Annotated in this window: 17 protein-coding genes; 2 read left to right on the top strand and 15 right to left on the bottom strand. The window is 54.5% G+C overall.

The features are described from left to right. Positions 1 to 363: 363 nt before the first annotated feature. The 15 genes from AB1724_01900 to AB1724_01830 all read right to left on the bottom strand — a co-directional run bounded on the left by AB1724_01900 (position 364) and on the right by AB1724_01830 (position 17,477). On the bottom strand, positions 364 to 864 hold the full coding sequence (locus tag AB1724_01900) for a hypothetical protein (GenBank protein MEW6076544.1): 501 nt from the start codon (positions 862 to 864) through the stop codon (positions 364 to 366). Between the two features lie 423 nt (positions 865 to 1,287). Then, positions 1,288 to 2,526, bottom strand: a complete 1,239-nt coding sequence (locus AB1724_01895) for a putative sulfate/molybdate transporter (protein ID MEW6076543.1) — start codon at positions 2,524 to 2,526, stop codon at positions 1,288 to 1,290. A gap of 14 nt (positions 2,527 to 2,540) precedes the next feature. Continuing rightward, entirely contained in the window at positions 2,541 to 3,752 is a 1,212-nt protein-coding gene (gene lpxB / locus AB1724_01890; protein MEW6076542.1) for a lipid-A-disaccharide synthase, read from the bottom strand. Beyond that, the gene (locus AB1724_01885) at positions 3,745 to 4,701 is read right to left on the bottom strand and encodes a Gfo/Idh/MocA family oxidoreductase (protein ID MEW6076541.1); all 957 of its coding nucleotides are present in this window, start codon (positions 4,699 to 4,701) and stop codon (positions 3,745 to 3,747) included. Before AB1724_01885 ends, lpxB begins: the two co-directional genes overlap by 8 nt. After that, the gene (gene lpxI / locus AB1724_01880) at positions 4,689 to 5,507 is read right to left on the bottom strand and encodes a UDP-2,3-diacylglucosamine diphosphatase LpxI (GenBank protein ID MEW6076540.1); all 819 of its coding nucleotides are present in this window, start codon (positions 5,505 to 5,507) and stop codon (positions 4,689 to 4,691) included. Before lpxI ends, AB1724_01885 begins: the two co-directional genes overlap by 13 nt. Before the next feature lie 39 nt (positions 5,508 to 5,546). Further along, on the bottom strand, positions 5,547 to 6,317 hold the full coding sequence (gene lpxA / locus AB1724_01875; protein MEW6076539.1) for an acyl-ACP--UDP-N-acetylglucosamine O-acyltransferase: 771 nt from the start codon (positions 6,315 to 6,317) through the stop codon (positions 5,547 to 5,549). Then, complete coding sequence (gene fabZ, locus AB1724_01870) at positions 6,292 to 6,753, bottom strand: 3-hydroxyacyl-ACP dehydratase FabZ (protein ID MEW6076538.1); 462 nt, start codon at positions 6,751 to 6,753, stop codon at positions 6,292 to 6,294. Before fabZ ends, lpxA begins: the two co-directional genes overlap by 26 nt. After that, positions 6,743 to 7,792, bottom strand: a complete 1,050-nt coding sequence (gene lpxD / locus AB1724_01865) for a UDP-3-O-(3-hydroxymyristoyl)glucosamine N-acyltransferase (protein ID MEW6076537.1) — start codon at positions 7,790 to 7,792, stop codon at positions 6,743 to 6,745. The genes fabZ and lpxD overlap by 11 nt, the downstream gene beginning before the upstream one ends. A gap of 42 nt (positions 7,793 to 7,834) precedes the next feature. Beyond that, positions 7,835 to 8,374, bottom strand: a complete 540-nt coding sequence (locus AB1724_01860; protein MEW6076536.1) for an OmpH family outer membrane protein — start codon at positions 8,372 to 8,374, stop codon at positions 7,835 to 7,837. A gap of 33 nt (positions 8,375 to 8,407) precedes the next feature. Next, positions 8,408 to 11,110, bottom strand: a complete 2,703-nt coding sequence (gene bamA / locus AB1724_01855) for an outer membrane protein assembly factor BamA (protein ID MEW6076535.1) — start codon at positions 11,108 to 11,110, stop codon at positions 8,408 to 8,410. Positions 11,111 to 11,156: 46 nt separating this feature from the next. Then, a complete protein-coding gene (locus AB1724_01850) occupies positions 11,157 to 11,900 on the bottom strand; it encodes an ABC transporter ATP-binding protein (protein ID MEW6076534.1) in 744 nt (247 codons plus the stop codon). Continuing rightward, positions 11,893 to 13,134, bottom strand: a complete 1,242-nt coding sequence (locus AB1724_01845) for a lipoprotein-releasing ABC transporter permease subunit (protein ID MEW6076533.1) — start codon at positions 13,132 to 13,134, stop codon at positions 11,893 to 11,895. The genes AB1724_01850 and AB1724_01845 overlap by 8 nt, the downstream gene beginning before the upstream one ends. Positions 13,135 to 13,190: 56 nt before the next feature. Beyond that, positions 13,191 to 14,675 (bottom strand): lysine--tRNA ligase, encoded by a 1,485-nt coding sequence (lysS, locus tag AB1724_01840; GenBank protein ID MEW6076532.1) that lies wholly within the window; start codon positions 14,673 to 14,675, stop codon positions 13,191 to 13,193. Positions 14,676 to 14,903: 228 nt separating this feature from the next. Continuing rightward, positions 14,904 to 16,196, bottom strand: coding sequence for an ATP-binding protein (locus AB1724_01835; protein MEW6076531.1), 1,293 nt, complete (start codon positions 16,194 to 16,196; stop codon positions 14,904 to 14,906). A gap of 69 nt (positions 16,197 to 16,265) precedes the next feature. Next, entirely contained in the window at positions 16,266 to 17,477 is a 1,212-nt protein-coding gene (locus AB1724_01830; protein MEW6076530.1) for a type II secretion system F family protein, read from the bottom strand. Between the two features lie 267 nt (positions 17,478 to 17,744). On the opposite strand from AB1724_01830, the gene AB1724_01825 reads away from it, so the two are divergent. Further along, the gene (locus AB1724_01825; GenBank protein ID MEW6076529.1) at positions 17,745 to 20,420 is read left to right on the top strand and encodes a CBS domain-containing protein; all 2,676 of its coding nucleotides are present in this window, start codon (positions 17,745 to 17,747) and stop codon (positions 20,418 to 20,420) included. Then, on the top strand, positions 20,404 to 21,111 hold the full coding sequence (locus tag AB1724_01820; GenBank protein MEW6076528.1) for a site-2 protease family protein: 708 nt from the start codon (positions 20,404 to 20,406) through the stop codon (positions 21,109 to 21,111). Before AB1724_01825 ends, AB1724_01820 begins: the two co-directional genes overlap by 17 nt. Positions 21,112 to 21,146 lie beyond the last annotated feature (35 nt).

Here is a 21,146-nt window from a genome sequence, read left to right as displayed (position 1 = left end):
CAAACGCCTCCGCTGAAACTTCAAAAACTCGGCCTGGCGGCCTCAAACAGTTTGAAGTTTCTGCGCTCCGGCCTTTGCTGAATTCTTTCCCGAAAACCATCAATGTCGCTCCCAAAACCATCCCCGCCCATTAAAGTTCTGCCCGTTTCTTCCGATCTTTCAAATCAGCTCTAATGGTTGTTATCTGCTATATCACAAATAAGGCGCCCATGTCGTGCTTCTATTGTTATTAACGGCGGCAGCCAGGGCTTCCACTGGTTGACATAAAGGTGGGTACAGTTCTTCAACCAAGCCGTTCAACAAAGCCTGCCCTGGCGATCCTTTTGCGCTGAATTGGGCAAAGCCCTTTAGTATATTTGTCAGTCAGAATTGGCTCATTACGCCTCCTTCAGAAATATAATTCTGACTACCCTTGCTGATATATGCCTTATATTCACGATTCTTTGTGAGAAATTTTCTATTCATTAATGATGTAACCTTCTTATAAATATCGAATAAAACGTCAGGATAGGGCATCCATTGATCTCGCCCAAAGTATCCTCCCCGAAAATAGATTCTCCCTCTTGAAAGTTCTGATTTCCGTAAAATCGAACAGCTAAATTCAATGACTGGGGAGGTCGTTTCATCGACAACATAGATTTCGTTGGAAACTTTGGTCATTTGTATTTTGTCTTTTAATTCTGAAGGACAAATATATACCTTTGAAATTTCATTAAATATTTTGATTTCATTTGGTTCAATGCTTTCTGAACGATCTCCAATGATAATGCAATTTTGATCAACTAAAAATTTTAATATGATCTTGGTTTCGTCAGGCATAAGAAAGAAATATAATTGAGACGTTTTTGGTATTGATTTTGTCATTTATAGTATTTGCTTGTGCCTGATTTATATGCCCAACATTGTTATTATATCGACTGCCGTTTACCACCGAATCGCTGCCCGCGGCCGGACTCGAAAAAAGCCTTTTGTGAGCGACCTGCGAGCATTCCGGGAAGTACGGTGTCAAAGCCCCCCGGCGAAAAGAATTTCTCGCTGTCTGAGGGCGAAATCCCGACATTTTTCAGAAATATTGAACAGCCCGAGTTCGAGAAATTCAGCCGGGGGCTTTGAGACCGCCCGGAATGGTCGGAGAGCGAACAAAACGGCTTTTTTCGCCGCCCGGCCCGACATTACCGCGAGGGCCCCTTCCGCTCAACCGCCCCCTGCCTCATTTAAATCATCGCCAATAAAACAACTCAACTCCGGCCTTCTCAATCGAGAAACCACAGTATTTCAATCCGGCCGCTATATCCTGATTTTGATTTTCCGGATGAAGAAATCAACGGCCATGCCGATGCCGAAGGCCCAGCCCATATTGGGAACCGCCAGGGAAATGCCGCTGATCAGCAGGGCCACGAAATACTCCTCGTTGGTTTTCAGGCTGCGGATCAGGGGGCAGAGTTCCAGGCCGGCGAAAATGAGCAGGACCCCGAGCACCGCGTTGGGGATCATGGACAGGAGCGAAAAGCCCAGTTCCCCGAACCCCAGGGCCATGACCACCAGCACGGCGCCGATCATCACCGGCGCGCCGCCGGTCCGGGCGCCGAAACGGTAATGAGCCGCCAGCCCCCCGGTGCCGTGGCACATGGGCACGGCGCCGATAAACCCCGCCGGCAGATTGGCCATCCCCATGGTCAGGGCGAAGTTGCCCGCCCCGGCCTTCTTCAGCAGGGGGCTGCCCGGGAAAAGCGACAGGCAGGTGTCGGCCGTTCCGACGCAGGCGTTGCCGATGGTCAGGGGCATCTGGGGCAGGATCAGCATGGAAAAGGCGATCCAGAAATCATGGGCCGAAGGCAGGATGAACCGGACCGGCGTCGGCCCCAGCGAAAAGTTCTGCCCCTTGAAACCGCCGAAGATAAAACCCGTTAAGATCCCCAGGCCCACCGCCGCCATGGCCGCCGGCACTTTCTTGTTGTCCAGCAGCATCAGCACCGCCACGAAAACAACGATGCCGAGAATAAAATTCACGTTGAACCCGGCCAGGTCCGGCGAACCGCCGGACAGGAACAGGTCTTTCTTGACGATCAGCTCGATCCCCTTGCGCAGAAACACCAGGCCCAGGGCCAGTTGGATGCCGCGGACAACCGGCTGCGTAAACAGCTTCGCCAACCGGTCCACCAGACCGGTCAGCGAGAAAACCAGCAGGAGCGACCCGAAAAGAATCCCGGCGGCGGCGATGACCGGTTCGGAGACAACGGCCGGATAGGCGATGGCAATGGCGCCCACGGCCTTCAGCGGCTGGACCGGGACCGGCAGCCGGTAGTAATATCCAGCCAGGAGATAAAACAGCCCGAAGGACAGGAACACGGCCGACGGGCTCAGCTTGTTGATCAGGATCATCCCCAGAACGATGGGCAGGAGAGTCCCCAGGTCGCCGAAAGAGCCGGCCAGTTCCATGCTGTCAAACTTCAGGTTTGCATTAAAAGCGGGGGGTGATTCTTCCACGGGCACTGCGGAGGATTTTCCGGATTTTTTCTTCTTCATGATGACACCGTTGACTAGGTAAGCTGCTTGAGACTATCGCCGGCCGGAAGAACGGCCTGCCCTCCGGACAGCATCTCCAGGGCGATGCCGGCGGCCCGGCCGGAGGCGCCGCTGTCGCCCAGCCGCCGCCGCACTTCCAGCAGGCCATCCCGGATGGCGTTGAATTTTTGTGCATCCTCCAGGATGCCCATGGCTTCGGAGGCGATGGTTTCGGGCGCGGCCGCGGCCTGAAGCAGTTCCGGCACGACTTCCCGTTCCGCGATCAGGTTGATCAGGCTGACATGCTGGAGATTGATCAGCATCCGGCCCAGCCAGTAGCTTAGCAGCGACACCCGGTAGACGACGACGGCAGGCGTTGCAGACAGCGCCGCCTCCAGGGTAACGGTGCCCGAGGCCGCCACCACCAGCGTGGTCCGCTGTAAAAATGATTCCACCTTGTCGGTGACCGTCTCACAATCTACCCGGCCGGCAAAAGGCGCCGCGATCCGGTCGAACAGCTCCCGGGAAACGGACGGTGCGCATGAAACCAGGAACCGGGCCTGCCGGTTCTTTCGGCTGATGACCTCGGCGGTTTCCAGCATGACCGGCAGCAGGCGGCGGACTTCCTTGTTGCGGGAGCCCGGCAGAAAACCGATGACCGGCGTCTCTCCGGGCCGCCATTGAGCGGCTGTCGGTGAAATCCCGTAGCCCGCATCCAGGAGGGGATGGCCGACAAAGGAGACGGGAATGTTGTGTTTCCGGAAAAAGCCGTCTTCAAAGGGAAGGATGACCGCGGCCCGATCCACCAGTTGCTTGATGGTGTGGATCCGACCCTGACGCCAGGCCCAGACCTGGGGGGTGATGTAATAGAAAACCGGGATGCCCTGCTCCCGGGCCACGGCCGCGAGCTTAAGGTTGAAATCGGGAAAATCGATCAGGATAAGCAGGTCCGGAACCCGGGAACGGAGAATCTTCCGGGCGGCGGACATGCCGTTTAAGATGGAAGGAAGCCGGGCCAGAACTTCGGTGATACCGACCACGGACAACCGGTCGGCGTCGACGATAATTTTCACGCCGGCCGCCTTCATGGCGCTGCCGCCGATGCCGCAGAAGAAAAGAGAGCCGCACTCCCGGCGCATGGCCCGGACCAGGTTGGCGCCGTGCAGGTCGCCGGAGGCCTCCCCCGCCGATATCATGACGCAGCGGGGGGACGGCGGCAGAGATGGGATCGGAATGGGGTTATTCAAACCGTTTTCCCGTTTGTTGAATCTGATCCATGACGGCCAGGGCCGTCCGCAGGGCTTCACGGCCTTCCCGGCCGGACACCACGGGCGTCCGGCGGCTGCGGACGCAGTCGACAAAGGATTTGAGCTCCTGTTCCAGGGCGTCCCATTTTTCAAAGGCCAGCTGCTGCGTGTTCATGTGCGGGACCGGGCCGTTGCCGTTGCCGGCTTCGTTCCTGGACACCACCGTGATGCCGCAATTGGCGAAATCCAGGGAAATATAGGCATTCTCCTGAAACACCCGCAGCCGCCGCTCGCTCCGGTTGGAAACCCGGCTGGCGGTAATGGTGGCGACGCAGCCGTTGGCAAATTCCAAGCGGGCGTTGGCGATATCCACATGATCGGAAATGATGGCCAGACCCGCCGCGCGGATATCGACGATCTCGGACCCGACCAGGTTCAGGATGATGTCGATATCATGAATCATCAGGTCCAGCACCACGCTGACGTCCGTGCCCCGTTCCTTGTAAATACTCAAACGGTGCGCTTCAATGTATTGAGGCCGGTCGACGATGTCTTTTAAAGGATGAACGGCCGGATTAAATCGCTCCAGGTGACCGACCTGAATAATCTTCTTTTTTTTCTCCGCCAGAGAAAGCAGCAGGTCCGTCTCCGCCAGGGTGGCGGTCATGGGCTTTTCCATCATGATGTCGACGCCGCTTTCCAGAAAATCCAGGCCCACCCGGCAGTGATCAATCGTGGGCACGACAATGCTGACGGCGTCGACCGCGCCGAGGAGTTGCCGGTAATCCGTGTAAGCGACGGTCCCCAGGCGCTGCGCCACGCTTTCCGCCGCGTCTTTGTTCACATCGGCCACGCCGGCCAGAATGACGTCGTCCATGGCCGCGTATTTTTCAGCATGGAATTTTCCCAGATACCCGCACCCGATCACGGCTACTTTCAATCTGCCCATCTGTCCTCTCCGAAAGCGATTATGGACATGGCGGACTCATCCGCCATGGCAATCATTTTTTCCCGGTCAAAGACCACGGTCCGACCGGATTCCACGGCCAGGGTGCTGACGCCGGCGGCGCGCATGGTGTCAATCGTCGCCGGTCCCACCGCCGGAATGTCAAAGCGCGTATCCTGCTGGGGCTTGCAGACCTTGACGACCACGGCCCGGCCGCCGCCCAGGCGGCCGCCCCTGGCAATGGTGGCATCGGTCCCGTCAATGGCCTCCACCGCCAGCACCGAGCCCTTTTCCACCACCACGCACTGACCGATATCCAGAAGGCCGACGGCTTTGGCCGCCTTCCAGCCGATGGCGATATCCCGCAACTGGTTCGGGTCCGGCTCAACCTTTGTCCAGCATCCGTCCGGTGCCAGCAGTTCCGGCAGCAGGTAAGTCGACGAGCGCACGGCGATGCCGTTTTCCTCCAGGAAGGCCGCGAAACGCCGCAACAGGGCGTCGTCATGGGTATCGGTCAGCCCGGCGATCAGGGACAGAGCGGCCGCGTCAGGCCGGAAATCGGAAAACATGGCGCGTTTGTTGACTCCGCCCATGATGACCGCCTCCCGGACGCCATTGTCGTGGAAAAAACGGACCAGCTTTTCCAACTCCCCGAGGTAAAGCCACTGGACGGCCTTCACCCGGTCGACGATTTCAGGCGCCGCCGCGCCATGATACGCAACCGCGTATACCTGGTTGCCGGATTTTCCGGCAGCCTCGGCGAACTGCAGGGGGAAATCGCCTCCGCCCGCAATCAGTCCGATTTTCATTGCCCTGTCCTTATCCCGTCGGACAACGCCCGGGTGTGTTTACCGCGTAATACCCCGACGGGAAGATTTGATAAATTCCAGAAAATGGACGACCTCCGGGGTTTGCTCTACTTCGGCGTTTGCTCTTTCAATGGCTTCATTTAGGGTCAGGCCGACGCGAAAAATAATCCGGTAGGCTTTCTTCAGGCTGTTTAAGACGGCCGGAGGAAAATTGCTGCGCTTTAATCCGACCAGGTTAAGCCCGTACAGTTTGGCCCGGTCCCCGGCGGCGATGACATAAGGCGGGACATCTTTTACCACCGCCGATTTGCCGCCGATAAAGGCATGCCGGCCGATGTTGACGAACTGGTGAACGGCCACCAGACCGCCGATGGTGGCGTTGTCTTCCACGGTAATGTGTCCAGCCAGGGTGGCGTTGTTGGCGAAAATCACCTGATTGCCCACCTGGCAGTCATGGGCGATATGGGTGTAGGCCATGAGCAGGCAGTTGTCCCCGACCTGGGTCAGGCCGGTGCCGAAAGCCGTCCCCCGATGAATGGTGACAAACTCCCGGATGACGCATTTGCGCCCGACCTTGACGCAGGTGTCCTCGCCGGCATATTTAACCGACTGGGGCGGCCCGCCGATGGCAGCAAACGCTGAAATCCGGCACTCCGGCCCGATGGTGGTATGGCCTTCGATGACTACATGGGGACCGATCTTCGTTCCCGATCCGATAAAGACATTACCGGAGATGCAGCTGTAAGGACCGACCTCGACACCCGGTTCAATACGGACACCGGGGTCAACGATCGCCGTCGGATGTATCATTTTCCACTCCTGTGCTGGCCATGATCTGGGCTTCCGCGACCAGTACACCCTCGACCGTCGCGGTCACTTCCATCTTGATGATATTGAGCTTTCTCTTGATAATCTTCCCGCGAATGATCAACTGGTCTCCGGGAACAACTCTTCTTCTGAAACGCACTTTATCCAGGCCGGCCAGATATCTGGCCGATTGATTGTTTTTTTCGTTCCGGGACAGATTCACCAGCACACCGCCGGCCTGGCACATGGCCTCCAGAATCAGCACGCCGGGCATTACGGGATTTCCCGGAAAATGGCCGGCCATCCAGGGGTCGCCGGCGGAAACATTTTTGATGGCAGTGATATGCTCGTCCGGCACATAATCGATCACCCGGTCGATCAGAATAAACGGGTACCGCTGGGGCAGCAGCAAAAGAATTTTATTGATGTCAATGGTCATCGGATCCGTTTTTCCCCAACCGGCTTTCCAGTTCAGCCAGCCGTTTTTCCATCTCTTTTACTTTCCGGTTCAAATCCGGAAGACGGGTGATCAGACTGCTCGTCTTCAGCCATAATTTATGGGGCATTCCGGGGGTTCCGGATATCACGTCGCCGGGGGCCACGGATTTGGCTATTCCGGCTTGAGGGCCGATGATGGCGTGGTCTCCGATGGTGAGGTGCCCGGAAATACCCGCCTGGCCGGCCAGGATGACGTTCCGGCCGATGGTGACGCTGCCGGCCACGGCGGCCTGGGCCACGATAATGGTGTTCTCCCCGACCGTCACGTTATGGGCGATGTGAATCAGATTGTCCGTTTTGACCCCGCTCTTGATCCAGGTTCGATCGAACTTACCGCGGTCGATGGTGTTGCAGGCCCCGATCTCCACGTCGTCATCGATCCGGACGATACCGGTGTGCGCGATTTTCAGGTAGCGATCCCCGTCACGGGTGTATCCAAACCCGTCGCTGCCGACTACCGTTCCGGCCTGGATGGTCACGCGGCTGCCGATAATGCATCCCCACAAAATGGACACATGGGCATGAATCTCCACGTCGCTGCCGATGGTAACGCCGTCACCCAGATAAACCCCCGGATAAAGAACGACCCGATCACCCAGGATGACGTTATCGGCGATCACCACGCCAGGAAAAATCGTCACTGCTGCGCCGCAGGAGAAATTCAGGCCGATGACGGATTGAGGATCGATCCCCGGCGTCGGCGGGTGGCGATCGGCAAACAGGTTGATCAGCCGGGTAAAAGCAACTTGAGGATCAGCCGCTTCAATACAGTTCTCATGATCGCAGCTTACCCCCGCTGGAACGATGAGAGCGCCGGCCCGGGTTTGGCTGGCGGCATTCCAGTATACCGGGCTGCCGGCCAGGGTGATGTCCTCCTGTCCGGCCCGTTCAAAAGGAGCCGCTCCGGATATCCGTAGATCGGGATTTCCCCTCACCACACCGCCGATCATAACGGCTATTTCCCCCAGGGATAATTTCATATCCTGACCACCATTATGCCGGATTAAACCGGGTGGAAGGGATTACTGTTTTTTGGGCGGAGCGGTCTTTTTCTCGTTGGCATACTGAATCAGGTGGTCGGTGACATCTATGGCCGTGGGATAATAGATGACAGCGTTCTTTTCTATCAACAGGAGGTATCCCTCTTTCTTGCCCAGCTCGGCAGCCAGAGCGGAAGCTTCCTGCTGCACACTACCGATCAGCTGCTGCTCCTTCTTCTTTAACGCCACCGTATATTTCTGCTGCAGCGCCTTCAAATCTCCGATCTTGATCCTGTATTCGCGGAGCTGGGCCTCCTTTTTCTCTTCGCTGAGTACCATGGCGTCCGCTTCCATCTTTTTTTCCAGGGCTTCGATGGCGCTTCCCTGTCCCTTAAGATCGCTTTCCATCTTAGCGCCTTCTGCCTCGATCTCCGACTGGGCCGCTTTGCCGATATTGGATTCGGTTAAAAAGCGCTGAAAATCGACCACCCCGATTTTAGCGACATCCTCGGCAACGCCGGGACCTGCGAACAAGGCCACCCCCGCCATTATCCCTGCAATCCAGAAAATTATCCGTTTCATTTCTTTATGGACTCCTTACTGCTTGAATTGTTTTTAAAAGGCTGTTCCTATACTGAATTCCCACCGTCCGCTTGAGTCTTCCCCGTCCTTGGCATCCAGTATATACCCTCTTTCCAGGCGGATCGGCCCCATGGGTGAAAACCACCGGATACCGAACCCCGCCGTTTCTCTCAAATTTCCAAGATCGATGCTTTCGCCCACATCATAAACATTACCGGTGTCATAAAACAATAGTCCAACCAGGCCGATTTTCTCGCCGAACAGGGGACACAGCAATTCCAGGTTGAACTGCACATATTTATCCCCGCCTTTTTCGATGACCAGACCGGTTTCATCGGTTTCATAAACGCATATATCACGCCAGTCGAACCCCCGCAACGAATTGATGCCGCCCAGATAAAAGCACTCATAGTCCGGTAGATACCCGCCTGAATTTTCATGGACATAGCCGCCTTCGGAGTGGAGGAAGGTAAATGTTTTCCAGAACAGCGGCACGTACCAGCCCAGTTCGGTGGTGTACTTGGTAAAAGCCACGTCTCCACCGAGCATACCGCCGGCGTTTTCGATGGTAAACGAATTTTTGGCGCCTTTGCGGGGGTTCATGGTATTATCCCGGGTATCATACACCAGCGAGGCGGACACGCTGCTGGTAATGCTGTCCTCCTCCATCTCCTGAATGGATATGGGGGCGAACACGGAAACATCCGTAAGATGATTTTGTTCGTAAGTATTTGAAAGGTATAACCGGGTATCCTTGAAAACGGGATAGCCGAAGCGCAAGCCACCTCCGGTAGTATCCATGTCGTACGTATCATAATCGACTCCCCAGTTGTACAGATCAAAACCCGCGGACAGGGGGATGTCAAACAGCCAGGGTTCGGTAAAACTGAGTTTATACTGCGTGGTGGTGCCGCCGACCTGACCCTGGACCTGCAATACCTGCCCGCGGCCGAAAAGGTTGTATTGAGAAATGGAGGCGGTGGCAAAAAACTTTTCGATGCTGCCGTATCCGCCGCCGAAGGAAAACTCCCCGGTGGACTTTTCCTCCACTTCTATCTTCAGGTCGACCTTGTTTTCGGCTTCTTTCTCTATGGTATCGACGTTCACGTTTTCAAAATAATTGAGTCGGTACAACCGGCCGATCCCCCTTTTCAGCTTCTGACCGCTGTAGAGCTCCTGCTCGTAAATATCCAGTTCCCGCCGGATTACCTTATCCCGGGTCTTCGAATTTCCGGAAATGATGATTTCATCAAAATAAACCAGATTCCCCTTGCTGATCTTATAATCGATATCCACCGTTCGATCGGCTTCGCTGGTTACGGTCTCCGGATAAACATCAACATAGTAATAGCCCTTGTCGGAATAAAAATCACTCAGCGTCATCAAATCCGTGCGGACGCCGGAACGATTAAAAACCGTGTTCTCGGCAATGGTGAGTTTACTGCGCAGTACCTGCTCATCATCAATCAGATCCCCTGAAATACGGATTTTCCCGATGTTGTACTGATGCCCCTCTTCAATCTTGAAGGTGATGGTGATGCCCTTTTTTTTCTTTTCCCCTGTTTCCGTTCCCGGCACGTCACCGTAAGTAATTTCCGGATCCCCGATTTTTGCGTTCATATACCCGTGGTCCTGGTAGTGAGCGGTCAACCGGGCGACATCCTGATACAACTGATCCATCTTCAGGTCACCGGCGGAGGAAATCATCCACATGATCAGACCTTTTTCAGAAGTCTCGATGACCTTTTTCAATTGCTTGTCGCTGTATACCTTATTGCCTTCAAACGTAATTTTCCGAATCCGGTATTTATCCCCCTGCGCAATGGTGAATTCAATATCCGCCTGGTTGTTGTCCTCGGGAAGAATCGCATAGGTAATCTTGACGCTGTGATAATTCTTATCCTTGTATAACTGTTCCATCTTCCTGATGTTGCGCTGTATTTCCAGCGTATTGATGATGGAGCCGCGACTGATGGTAATCTCTTTGGTCAACTCTTCGTCATCAAACAGGGTATTATCCTTGAAGAGAATTTTCCTTACCGTCGGTCTTTCCTTGACGTCAAAATAAACGATTTTCCCGGCAGCGGTATCATCGACCGAGACCCGGACATCCTCGAAATAACCCATCTGATAAATCGATCGCAAGTCATCGGAAAGTTGTTCTTTGCTGAACGCATCGCCGGCTTTGGTGCCGATTACTTTCTTGATGGCTTCCGCTTCGATACGAACATTACCGCGCACCTGGATGTCGGAGACAAGGATTTTCCCCGAAATGGTTCCGAAAATATTCTTCGCCAGGTTCTCGACGGCCCGTGAAAGGGACTTTCCTTCGCCGGTAAAATGCTGTATGACGGCGTCCGCAGGTGTTTTAGTCAGGGAGGCTTCGATGCTGAACTGCTCTCCCTGGACGGTAACGCTGCCCCAGAGCGCGGCGCCAGCTCCTTTTTCAAGAGCGAGTCGTCTTCTCTGGCCAACGGACAGGCCCGGTTGTCTCGCCTGAACGTCACTGATCACGGCTGTGCCATAATCGGCCAGACGGTCGGTCAGAACAGTATCCAACCCGGCGGTGAGAGATAGCCCCACATCATTATCCGCATTCACGGTAAACGGGAACAACATGATCCGGGCAACGGTTCCATCCGGCTTGTCCTGCGCCCATCCCGGGAAAACGAAAGACAGGGCGATGGCTATGACCAGTGCGGCAGCTATCCGCGGGGAAGATCCCGCGCGCTTCAAGGGAAACGTCCAACCGCTGCCATGCTTTCCTATTCCCCTCATACGATCACCCCGCTTCGGATATGTCCGCAATTTCCAATATTTTAGCGTCGACGATGGTCAGATTACGTGACATCAGTCGTGCCAGGTGAGGGTTATGCGTGGCCACGATCAGCGTCATGGACAACTCGCTGTTCAACTCCAGCAGCAGTTCGTGAATATGGCCGCTCGTCTTTTCATCAAGATTGCCAGTAGGTTCATCAGCCAGAAGCACCAGGGGGTTCAACACCAGCGCCCGGGCGATGGCCACGCGCTGCTGCTCCCCTCCGGACAATTCCGACGGGCGGTGATCCAGCCGATTGGCAAGCCCCACCCGCGCCAGCATTTCTTCGGCCAGTTGCCGGACCGCGCGGCTGTCGTCCCGCCGGATCAGTCCAGGCATCATGACGTTCTCCCGGGCGCTGAACTCCGGCAGCAGGTGGTGAAACTGAAACACAAAACCGATGGTCTGGTTTCTCAATTGCGCCAGCGGAATTTCTCCGAGGGCATAGACGTCTCTGCCTTCCAGCAGCAGCGTACCGCTGTCAGGCGGATCCAGAGCGCCGATGACCTGAAGAAAAGTGGATTTCCCGATACCGGAGGCGCCGACCACGGCAATCGATTCCCCGCGGAAAATTTCAAAACAGGTGCCCCGGATCACCTCGATCCGAAGGCCGTTGTTGTCAAATCCCTTGGAAAGATCGTGTCCGATGATCAGCGGGTCACGTCCGGTGTTCTCCGTGCCGCCGCCGGCATGGATGGTATCAGCCATAACGGATCGCCTCCACCGGATTGACTTTGGACGCCTGAGACGAAGGATAGAGGGTCGCCAGATAACAAATAGTCAGCGCGGCTCCGGCAATGATGGAAACATCCAGCCATTCCAGCTGAACGGGCAGGGTGGTGATGTAATAAACATCGCTGGACAGCTCAATAAAGTGATAACGTTTAAGCAGAAGACAGGCGACGACGCCCAGGGCAACACCCAGCAGGGTGCCCACCCCGCCGATGAGCATGCCCTCGAACACGAATATCCGGCGGATGCTTTTCCGGGTAGCGCCCATAGCTTTTAAAATGCCGATTTCCTTTTTCTTGTTCATTACGATCATGATCAGGGAACTGGCGATGTTAAAGGCCGCCACCAGCACAATCAGGGTCAGAATGATGAACATGACGGTTTTTTCCAGTTTCAGCGCCGCGAACAGGTTCTGGTTCATGGTCATCCAGTCCCTGGCATAATACGGATACCCCAGCCGGGAAATAATCGCCTCGGCGACTGACCGGGCTTTGTAAATATCCTTGACGCGTATCTCAATTCCGCTGACGGTATTGTTCATGTGAAGAACGCGCTGCGCCTCAGACAAGTGAACAAAGGCGAAGGTGCTGTCAAAATCATGCATGCCGGCCTCAAAAATGCCGGTCACCTCGAACCGCTTGACCGCCGGCATATGGCCGACCGGGGACAACGCGCCCATAGACAGGACCAGGTAAACCACGTCCCCTGTTTTAACACCCAGACGGCCGGCCAACTCTTTCCCCAGGATGATGCCCGGCGGCTTCCCGGCGTTTTCCTCGTTATCGCCGCTGCGCGTTAATTTATCGTCAAGGGGCCGGATCGACTCAAAAATGCTCATGGAAGCGCCCGCCCGCCCGGGGTCAATGCCTCTCAGGACCCCTCCGGTAACCCCCGATGCTGAACGCAGCATGACTTGAGTGACAATAAACGGCTGGGCGTTGACAACCTGATCCATCCGTTCAATTTCATCCACCACCTGAACAAAATCATAGATCTCTCCGCTGTGGTGAAACAGAACGATGTGCGATTCCACGCCGAGTATTCGTTTTTTAATATCGTTTTCAAATCCCGACATTACCGCGATCACGATAATCAACGCCATAACGCCGATAACCACCCCGACCACCGACAGCAGGGTGATAAAAGAAACAAAGGCGTTGCGACGGGGCGCCATCAGATGGCGCCGGCTGATCAATAATTCGTATATCATAATGGTTTGACAGTGGCCGCTGCCGTGTTGTTCACGGCAATTTTTTCTGCTGCTTGTTATTCCCCGGGGATCTTTTTCATATGAGGGAACAGAATGACTTCCCGTATGGAAGGGGAATCCGTCACCAGCATCACCAGCCGGTCGATGCCGATCCCCTCGCCGGCCGTCGGCGGCATCCCATACTCAAGGGCTTCAATATAATCTTCATCCATGAAATGCGCTTCTTCGTCACCCGCCTGCCTGGCATTAACCTGAGCCAGAAACCGGCTGCGCTGATCTTCGGGATCATTAAGTTCGGAAAACCCGTTGGCGATTTCATTCCCGGCGATAAACAGTTCAAACCGGTCGACGACCTGCGGATTTTTCTCGCTGGATTTCGACAGCGGCGACACATCAACCGGATATCCGGTGATAAAAGTCGGCTGAATGAGTTTCGGCTCTACCAGAACATCAAACAGCTTGGTCATGATTTTCCCGAAATTTTCCGTCTTGGTGAGATGAATACCGTGAACCGCCGCAAACGCCAGGAGACTTTCCTTGTCCCGCTGCCGGTCCGGCGCCAGGCCACCGATCTCGCTCATCGCCGCCGCCAGGGTCATCCGCCGCCAGGGCGGCGAGAAATCGATGGCATTCCCCTGGTATTCAATCTGCAACGTCCCTTTTACTTTCGAAAAAACATGCTGGAACATTTCCTCGGTCGTTGCCATGAGCGTTTCATAGTCGGCATAAGCCTGGTAGAATTCCAGCATGGTAAATTCCGGATTATGCCGGGAGGAAACGCCTTCATTCCGGAAGTTCCGGTTGATTTCAAACACTCTTTCAAACCCGCCGATGACCAGCCGTTTCAAATAAAGCTCCGGGGCTATTCTCAAAAAGAGGTCCATGTCCAGTGCGTTGTGATGGGTAATGAACGGTTTGGCCTCGGCCCCTCCCGGGATCGGCTGCATCATGGGCGTTTCCACCTCCATGAAATCCCGCTGGCAGAGGAACTCCCGGACAGCCTGAACCGTCCGGTTCCGTTGAATAAAAATATCCCGCGCCCCACTGTTCATGATCAGATCCAGATAGCGCTTGCGGTATCGCTTTTCCGGATCTTTCAACCCGTGAAATTTTTCAGGCAGCGGCCGGGTTGCCTTGCATAACAGCTTAAACTCCTTTACCAGTACCGTCCATTCACCGGTTCTGGTCTTGAAAACACCGCCGGTAATACCAATAAAATCACCAATATCCAGTTGTTTGAACAGCGTGTATGGATCCTCTCCAACGGTATTCTGCTGCAGGTAGGCCTGGATCGTTTCCGTGCGGTCCCGGAGGCGGATAAACGATGATTTACCGAATTTATTAATCGCGATGATCCGCCCGGCAAGGGTCATTCCCGGGATGTCGTCCGGCCCGGGGGCCATATCCTGTTCAATAAGGCGCAACACTTCCGCAACGGTATGCGAAACAGGAAAAAAGGAGGGGAAGGGATTGATCCCGCTCTCCCGCAGGGCCTGAATTTTCTGTTTTCGTACATCAAGCAGGGTCTCGGATTTTTCCATTGGGCTCCATCATCCGTTTCATGTCGTCAGCAACAGTAAATTATTTTCAAATCATTTAAAATAGCAAAACTTTAAAAAGATAGTCAAGGTTAAGTTACAGGTTGGGTTTTTACAAGGTTAGCCGCAGCCTGGACCGAAGCAACCGATTGTCTCATGATTATCGGCAATGAAGTGCAACAGGATACTGGATTTTTCGGGAGCCGGCCGGCCAGGTCAACACCCCGGCAATCAGTCCGTTCGCGTCAAATATAAGATGAAGCGGGTGCCCTTTCCCGGTTGGCTTTCAAAATCGATCTTCCCCCCGTACAATTCCACCAGCCGGTGAACAACGGAAAGGCCGAGACCGGTTCCCTTGGATTTGGTTGTGAAAAACGGATCAAATATGGTGTCGGCTATATCCGGCGGCATGCCGCAGCCGTCGTCAATGATTTCCAGCCGGGCCATCCTGTTTCTGGCCGGATACAGATTGACCGTTATGGTTCCTGCCGGTGTCTCCTTTTCACTGATCGCATCGGCAGCGTTTAGCAGAAGGTTCCAGAGGATCTGGCGCAGGTATTCCGGATCCATGTCAATTTTGATGCCGGGGGAAATATTTGCCACGCACTGGACTTCTCCTCTGCCTTTCAACCCGGTTTCAAAAAGATCCAGGGTGTCCTTGAGAATCTGATCCAGAGGGATTGTCTTCACGTTTCCTTTGTGCGGCTTGGCGAACAGTAGAAAATTGGTTACCAGGGAATTCAACCGTTTGGCTTCCCGTTGAATAATCTTCATCAGACGGACATCATCCGGGCTGGTAACCACCCCGTCGCCTTCGAGCATTTCTATGGCCCCGGTCAGGGCGGCCAGAGGATTTTTAATCTCGTGCGCCAGTCCGGCGGCCATCTCCCCCACCGCCGCCATCCGCTCTACGCGCCGGACATATTTCCGCATGACCAGCAGTTCACCGCGGGCTGTCCTCTCCTGTTCCACCAGCACACTGGTCAGAAAAGCCACGGCAAAACAGGCCATCATCATAATAATGGTCTTATACAAAACGTTGGGGCCGCTCAACGTGGCGTCCGTCACGATAAAATTGATGTCCGCGGGGCCGATCAGGCCGTAATATTCCAGATCAATCATGACACCGTACTGAATACTGCTGAGGGCGGCAACGATCATCCCCCCCCGGCGGAACAGAAAAAAACAGGCGCTGATAATAACGATCAGATAGAGAAATGTAAAAGCGCTGTAATAGCAACCGGTGACATACACAATCAGCGTGACGGCAAAAGTGTCAACACAGATTTGAAAATAGGTGAAAAAGATTTTCCGCTTCACGAACCGCAGAAGGATGGCGTAACCAGCTGAAAGGACCAGGGTCGAGAGGGAAATCACATAAAGCAGAAGGATAGCGCCTTCGGCGTAATGCGAATCTTTCGTTCTGGTAAAAAAAAGTGTCGAGCCGAGAAGGAAAACGGCGAAAAGCGCCCGAAAGGCAATCAGCCATCGCAGGCGGCGATTGAATTCCTCTGTTTGTTGCACGTCAACGGGCATCACCAGCCTGCGGTTTTCAGATGTCGGTTTGTCTGCCCTCCGGAACAGGCAGGGTTTCTAACCGCCGGAAATAGCTCCCGCCATCTGGAAAACGGGCAGATACATGGCGACCACCAGACCACCAATCAACCCGCCCATGAAAACCATCATCAGCGGTTCAATGGCCGAGGTCATGGCTTCCACGGCAGCGTCCACCTCCTCTTCATAGAAGGCGGCGATTTTTTCCATCATGGCGTCCAGAGCGCCGGTAGACTCACCGACCGCGATCATGGAACAGACCATGGAAGGAAACACGCCGGTTTCTGAAAGCGGATCTGCCACCGTGCGGCCTTCGGAGATACCGGCCCGGGTAAAATAAACGGCGTTTTCGATGACCTTGTTGCCGGCAGTCTTGGCGACAATGTCTAGGGCGTCGAGGATGGAGACGCCGCTGGAAAGCATGGTGCCCATTGTTTGAGTAAACCGGGCCACGGCTGATTTCCGGATGACGACACCGATGACCGGCAATTTCAGAAAAATACCGTCCATGACCAGCCGGCCCTTTTCGGTTTTGTAAAACTGCCGGTAAGCCATACTCAACAGAACCATTCCGGCAATGATAAACAGGATTTTGCTTTTTACGATTTCGCTGGCGGTAACAACGATCTGGGTGGGCAACGGCAGTGCCTTACCGAAATCAGCGAACATCTGCTGGAAAACCGGAATAACGAATACGAGAATAACTATAACAACCAGAACGGCGATGCTCAAGGTAATAAGCGGGTACATCATGGCGCCCTTGATCTGCCGTTTCAGTTTGGCGTTTTTTTCCATGTAGGTGGATAACCGCTGCAGAATCTTGTCCAGAATACCGCCGGCTTCACCGGCCGCGATCATATTCACGAACAGGGCGTCAAACTGCTTGGGATGTTTTTTCAAGGCTTCGGCCAGGGTCAAACCGCCTTCCACATCCGCTTTGATGGTCTTCAGAATTTTCTGAAATGTTTTGTTCTGCTCCTGGGCCTGCAAAATATCCAGGCACTGGACGATGGGCAGACCGGCATCAATCATGGTCGAAAACTGCCGGGCGAAAATAATGATATTCTGCTGGGTTACCCCCGGTTGTAAAAAAGCGACATTGGCGAAAAGATCCTTGGGCTTTTTTTTGACTTTCTGGGCCGTAATACCCATTCGTAGCAGTTGAGCCCTTACCGCAGCTTCATCCGCCGCATCCATTTCCCCATTCACATTTTCATTCCGGCGTTTGCCTTCCCAGAGGTAGACCGGCATATTATCCCCCTTGTATGTTAGAATGGTTCTTCACCGGCGCCGGCGCACAAGACGCCTTAACGGTAGTTTTGAATCACCGTTGCCAGTATAGGCAATTGAATAATATTATTCAAGTAATTATATATTAAAAACGGGTTTAAATGATAGTGTCAATTAAATCAGATTTTTTATTTTTCCGGCCGCCGCAATGCTTGATAAATAAAACGGCGTATCATATGGTGGGATTTGCTGTACTGACCTGGTTAAAACAATTCGGAAAATGTCGTCATGCCGGGAAAAAAGCCGCCTCAAAAAAACCCGTTGACGGTGATCACAACCCACGTCAACGCTGATTTTGATGCCATCGCATCCGTCCTCGCGGCCCAGAAACTGTATCCGGGTTCCGTTGTGGTCCTGCCGGGCTCCAACGAAAAGAACTTAAGGGATTTTTTTGTAAGTTCAATGGCTTATCTTTTTAACATGAAAAGCATCCAGGATATTGATCTTCCCGGGATCAGGCGGCTGGTGATCGTTGACACCAAGCAGAAGAACCGCATCGGGCCATTGGCCGATTTGCTCGATGACCCGTCGATGGAAATCCACATTTATGATCACCATCCCGTATCAGACAATGATATTGCCGCCGACATGCAGGTCAATGAATCAAGCGGTGCCACGGTCTCTATTCTGACGGAAAAAATCCGGGAAAAGGGCATCCCGGTTTCTCCGGACGAAGCCACCGTCATGTGCCTGGGGATTTATGAAGACACCGGCTCCTTTACTTTCACCTCCACCACCCCCAAAGACTTTGAAGCCGCCGCCTTTCTGGTGTCCCGGGGCGCCAGTCTGAATACCATCGCCAACATGATATCCAAGGAAATGACGCCGGAGCAGGTGGATATTCTCAACAGCATGATCAAAAATGCCCAGGTCCATGATATCAACGGGACCGCGGTGGTGATCACCTCCATCTGCCTGGATGAGTATGTGCCGGATTTCGCCTTCCTGGTTCATAAAATGCAGCGGATGAAGAACTTGGGCGTGGTGTTCGCCCTGGCCCAGATGGGCAACAGGATCTATATCGTCGGCCGGTCCGGACTGCCGGAGGTCGATACCGCCGGCGCGCTGTTCCCCTTCGGCGGCGGAGGACATGCCTACGCCGCTTCCGCCAGCATCAAAAACATGACCCTGCCCCAGGCCGAACAGCAACTGCTGACCGTTTTGAACCGGCAGATCCAGTCCAGGATATGCGCCCGGGACCTGATGTCCTCGCCCGCTATTTCCACGACCCCGGACATGACCTGCCGACAGGCCGGGGAACTACTGACCCGATATAACATCAATGCCCTGCTGATCACGGAAAAGGAAAACGCGGGCGGGGCACTGCTGGGATTTATCACCCGGCAGGTCATCGAAAAGGCCCTCTATCACAACCTGGGCGACACGGCCGTTTCCGAATACATGACGTCGGAAGTCCTGCGGGTGGATCCGGATGATGATTTGTACGGGATCCAGGAAAGAATCATCGACGGCCATCAGCGAATTTTGCCGGTGGTCCGGGACGACGCCATTCTGGGAGTGATCACCCGGACCGATCTGCTGAATCTGCTGGTTTCCCGCAACAAACGGGAAAAGGAGCAACAGCCCCAACTGGTTGAGGCCAGCATCGACGCCAAGACAAAAAATATTACCCGGTTGATGACGGAGCGGCTGCCGGGTCATATAATGGACCTGCTCAAAGCCGCCGGGGAAACCGCCGCGGCCATTGGATACAGCGCCTATGTAGTGGGCGGATTTGTCCGGGACATGTTTCTCCTGCGCGACACGGAAGATGTCGATCTGGTCATCGAGGGAGACGGCATCGCCTTCGCCAAACAGTTCGCCGGTCTAATGGGCGCCCGCGTTCACTATCACAGCAAATTCGGAACCGCCGTGATTACCTTCGCCGATGGCTTTAAAATCGACGTGGCGTCATCACGGCTCGAGTATTACCAGTTTCCGGCGGCCCTGCCCACCGTCGAAATGAGTTCCATCAAGCTGGATCTGTTCCGGCGGGACTTTACCATCAACACCATGGCCATATGCCTGAACCCGGAAAAATTCGGCATACTGATCGATTTTTTCTCGGCCCACCGTGACATCAAGGACAAGACAATCCGCGTCCTTCACAATCTGAGCTTCGTGGAAGACCCCACCCGCGTCTTCCGCGCCATCCGCTTTGAACAGCGATTCGGCTTTACCATCGGTAAAATGACTTCGGGCCTGATCAACAACGCCGTTAAAATGAATTTCTTCAAAAAATTGAGCGGGCGGCGGGTATTCGGGGAAATGAGCCTGATCCTGGAAGAGGACAACCCGGTCCCGGCGGTTCAACGGCTGGCGGAATATAAACTGCTGGCCGCGGTTCACCCGGCCATCCGCATCAGCAAAACGATCCTGACAAGGCTGAATTCGGTCCGGGAGGTGATCTCCTGGTATGACCTGCTTTTCTTTGAAGAAAGATACATGAAATGGGCGGTCTACTTTCTGGTGCTGGTCAACCGCTGTGATCAGGCGACGACGCTGGAGATCTGCGGCAATTTTGAATTAAACCGGAAATACCAGTCGCTTTTCACCACTGAACGGTTTGAAGCCATCGCCGCCCTCTCCCGGATCAACCGGGACTTTCCCATTAAAAACAGCGCCCTTTACGAAAGCCTGAAGCCGTTCCGCACGGAACTGGTGCTGTTTATCATGGCCCTGGCGGAAAGGGATGAAATCAAAAAACAGATTTCCCACTATATTCTTCAACTTAAAAACATCCGCCCGATGATTAAGGGGGAGGACTTGAGGCAATTGGGCATTCCGTCCGGTCCTGATTACAGCCGTGTCCTCAAGGCGGTCCTGCACGCCAGGCTGGACGGACTTGTCGCCACCAAAAAAGACGAGATGGAGTTTGCCGCGAAATATGCTGCCCGAATTTGATATCAACCGGATTGTCGTCATGGTGACCCCGCTCCTGTTCGCGGTAAGCCTTCATGAGGCCGCCCACGGATACGCCGCCCTTAAAATGGGGGATGATACCGCCGCCCGCGCCGGCAGGATCACGCTCAATCCCATCCGGCACGTGGACCCGGTCGGATCGGTGGTTCTGCCGCTGTTGCTGGCGGTATTCAACGCGCCTTTTGTCTTTGGTTACGCCCGGCCGGTACCGGTCAATCCCGCCCTTTTCCGCAACTGGAAAAAAGGAACCCTGTGGGTGTCGTCGGCCGGCGTTCTGGCCAATCTGGTGTTTATGATGATGGCCGGTGTCTGCTTTCGGATATTGCTGATTGCCGCCCAGGCCGCCCTGCCCATGAGCCCCCTGGCTCTGTTTCTGGTGACGGACCTGCTGCTGATGCTCGGCTACTTCGTGCTGATTAACGCCGTTCTGGCGGTCTTCAATCTGATCCCCATCCCGCCACTGGACGGCAGCAACATCCTGCTGGTTTTCCTGCCGCCGGCCATGCGAAAACGATTTGCATCTATGGGTCGCTTCGGTATAATACTGCTGCTTTTTTTGCTGACGATCAAGGCGGACTGGTTCTTTAACGCGATCTGGTTTGTAATCATGCCGCTGGTTCATCTTGCGCTCGGCAGCGGGGGGTTGAATTTTATTGCCGGCAGTTCACCCTGATATTACACCATATTTATTGATTAACGGATTTGAGT

The organism is Thermodesulfobacteriota bacterium (assembly GCA_040753795.1).
GTDB lineage: Bacteria > Desulfobacterota > Desulfobacteria > Desulfobacterales > Desulfosudaceae > JBFMDX01.
The sequence above is the reverse complement of the archived record's forward strand: the minus strand, read 5'-3'. Positions and strand labels throughout refer to the sequence as shown.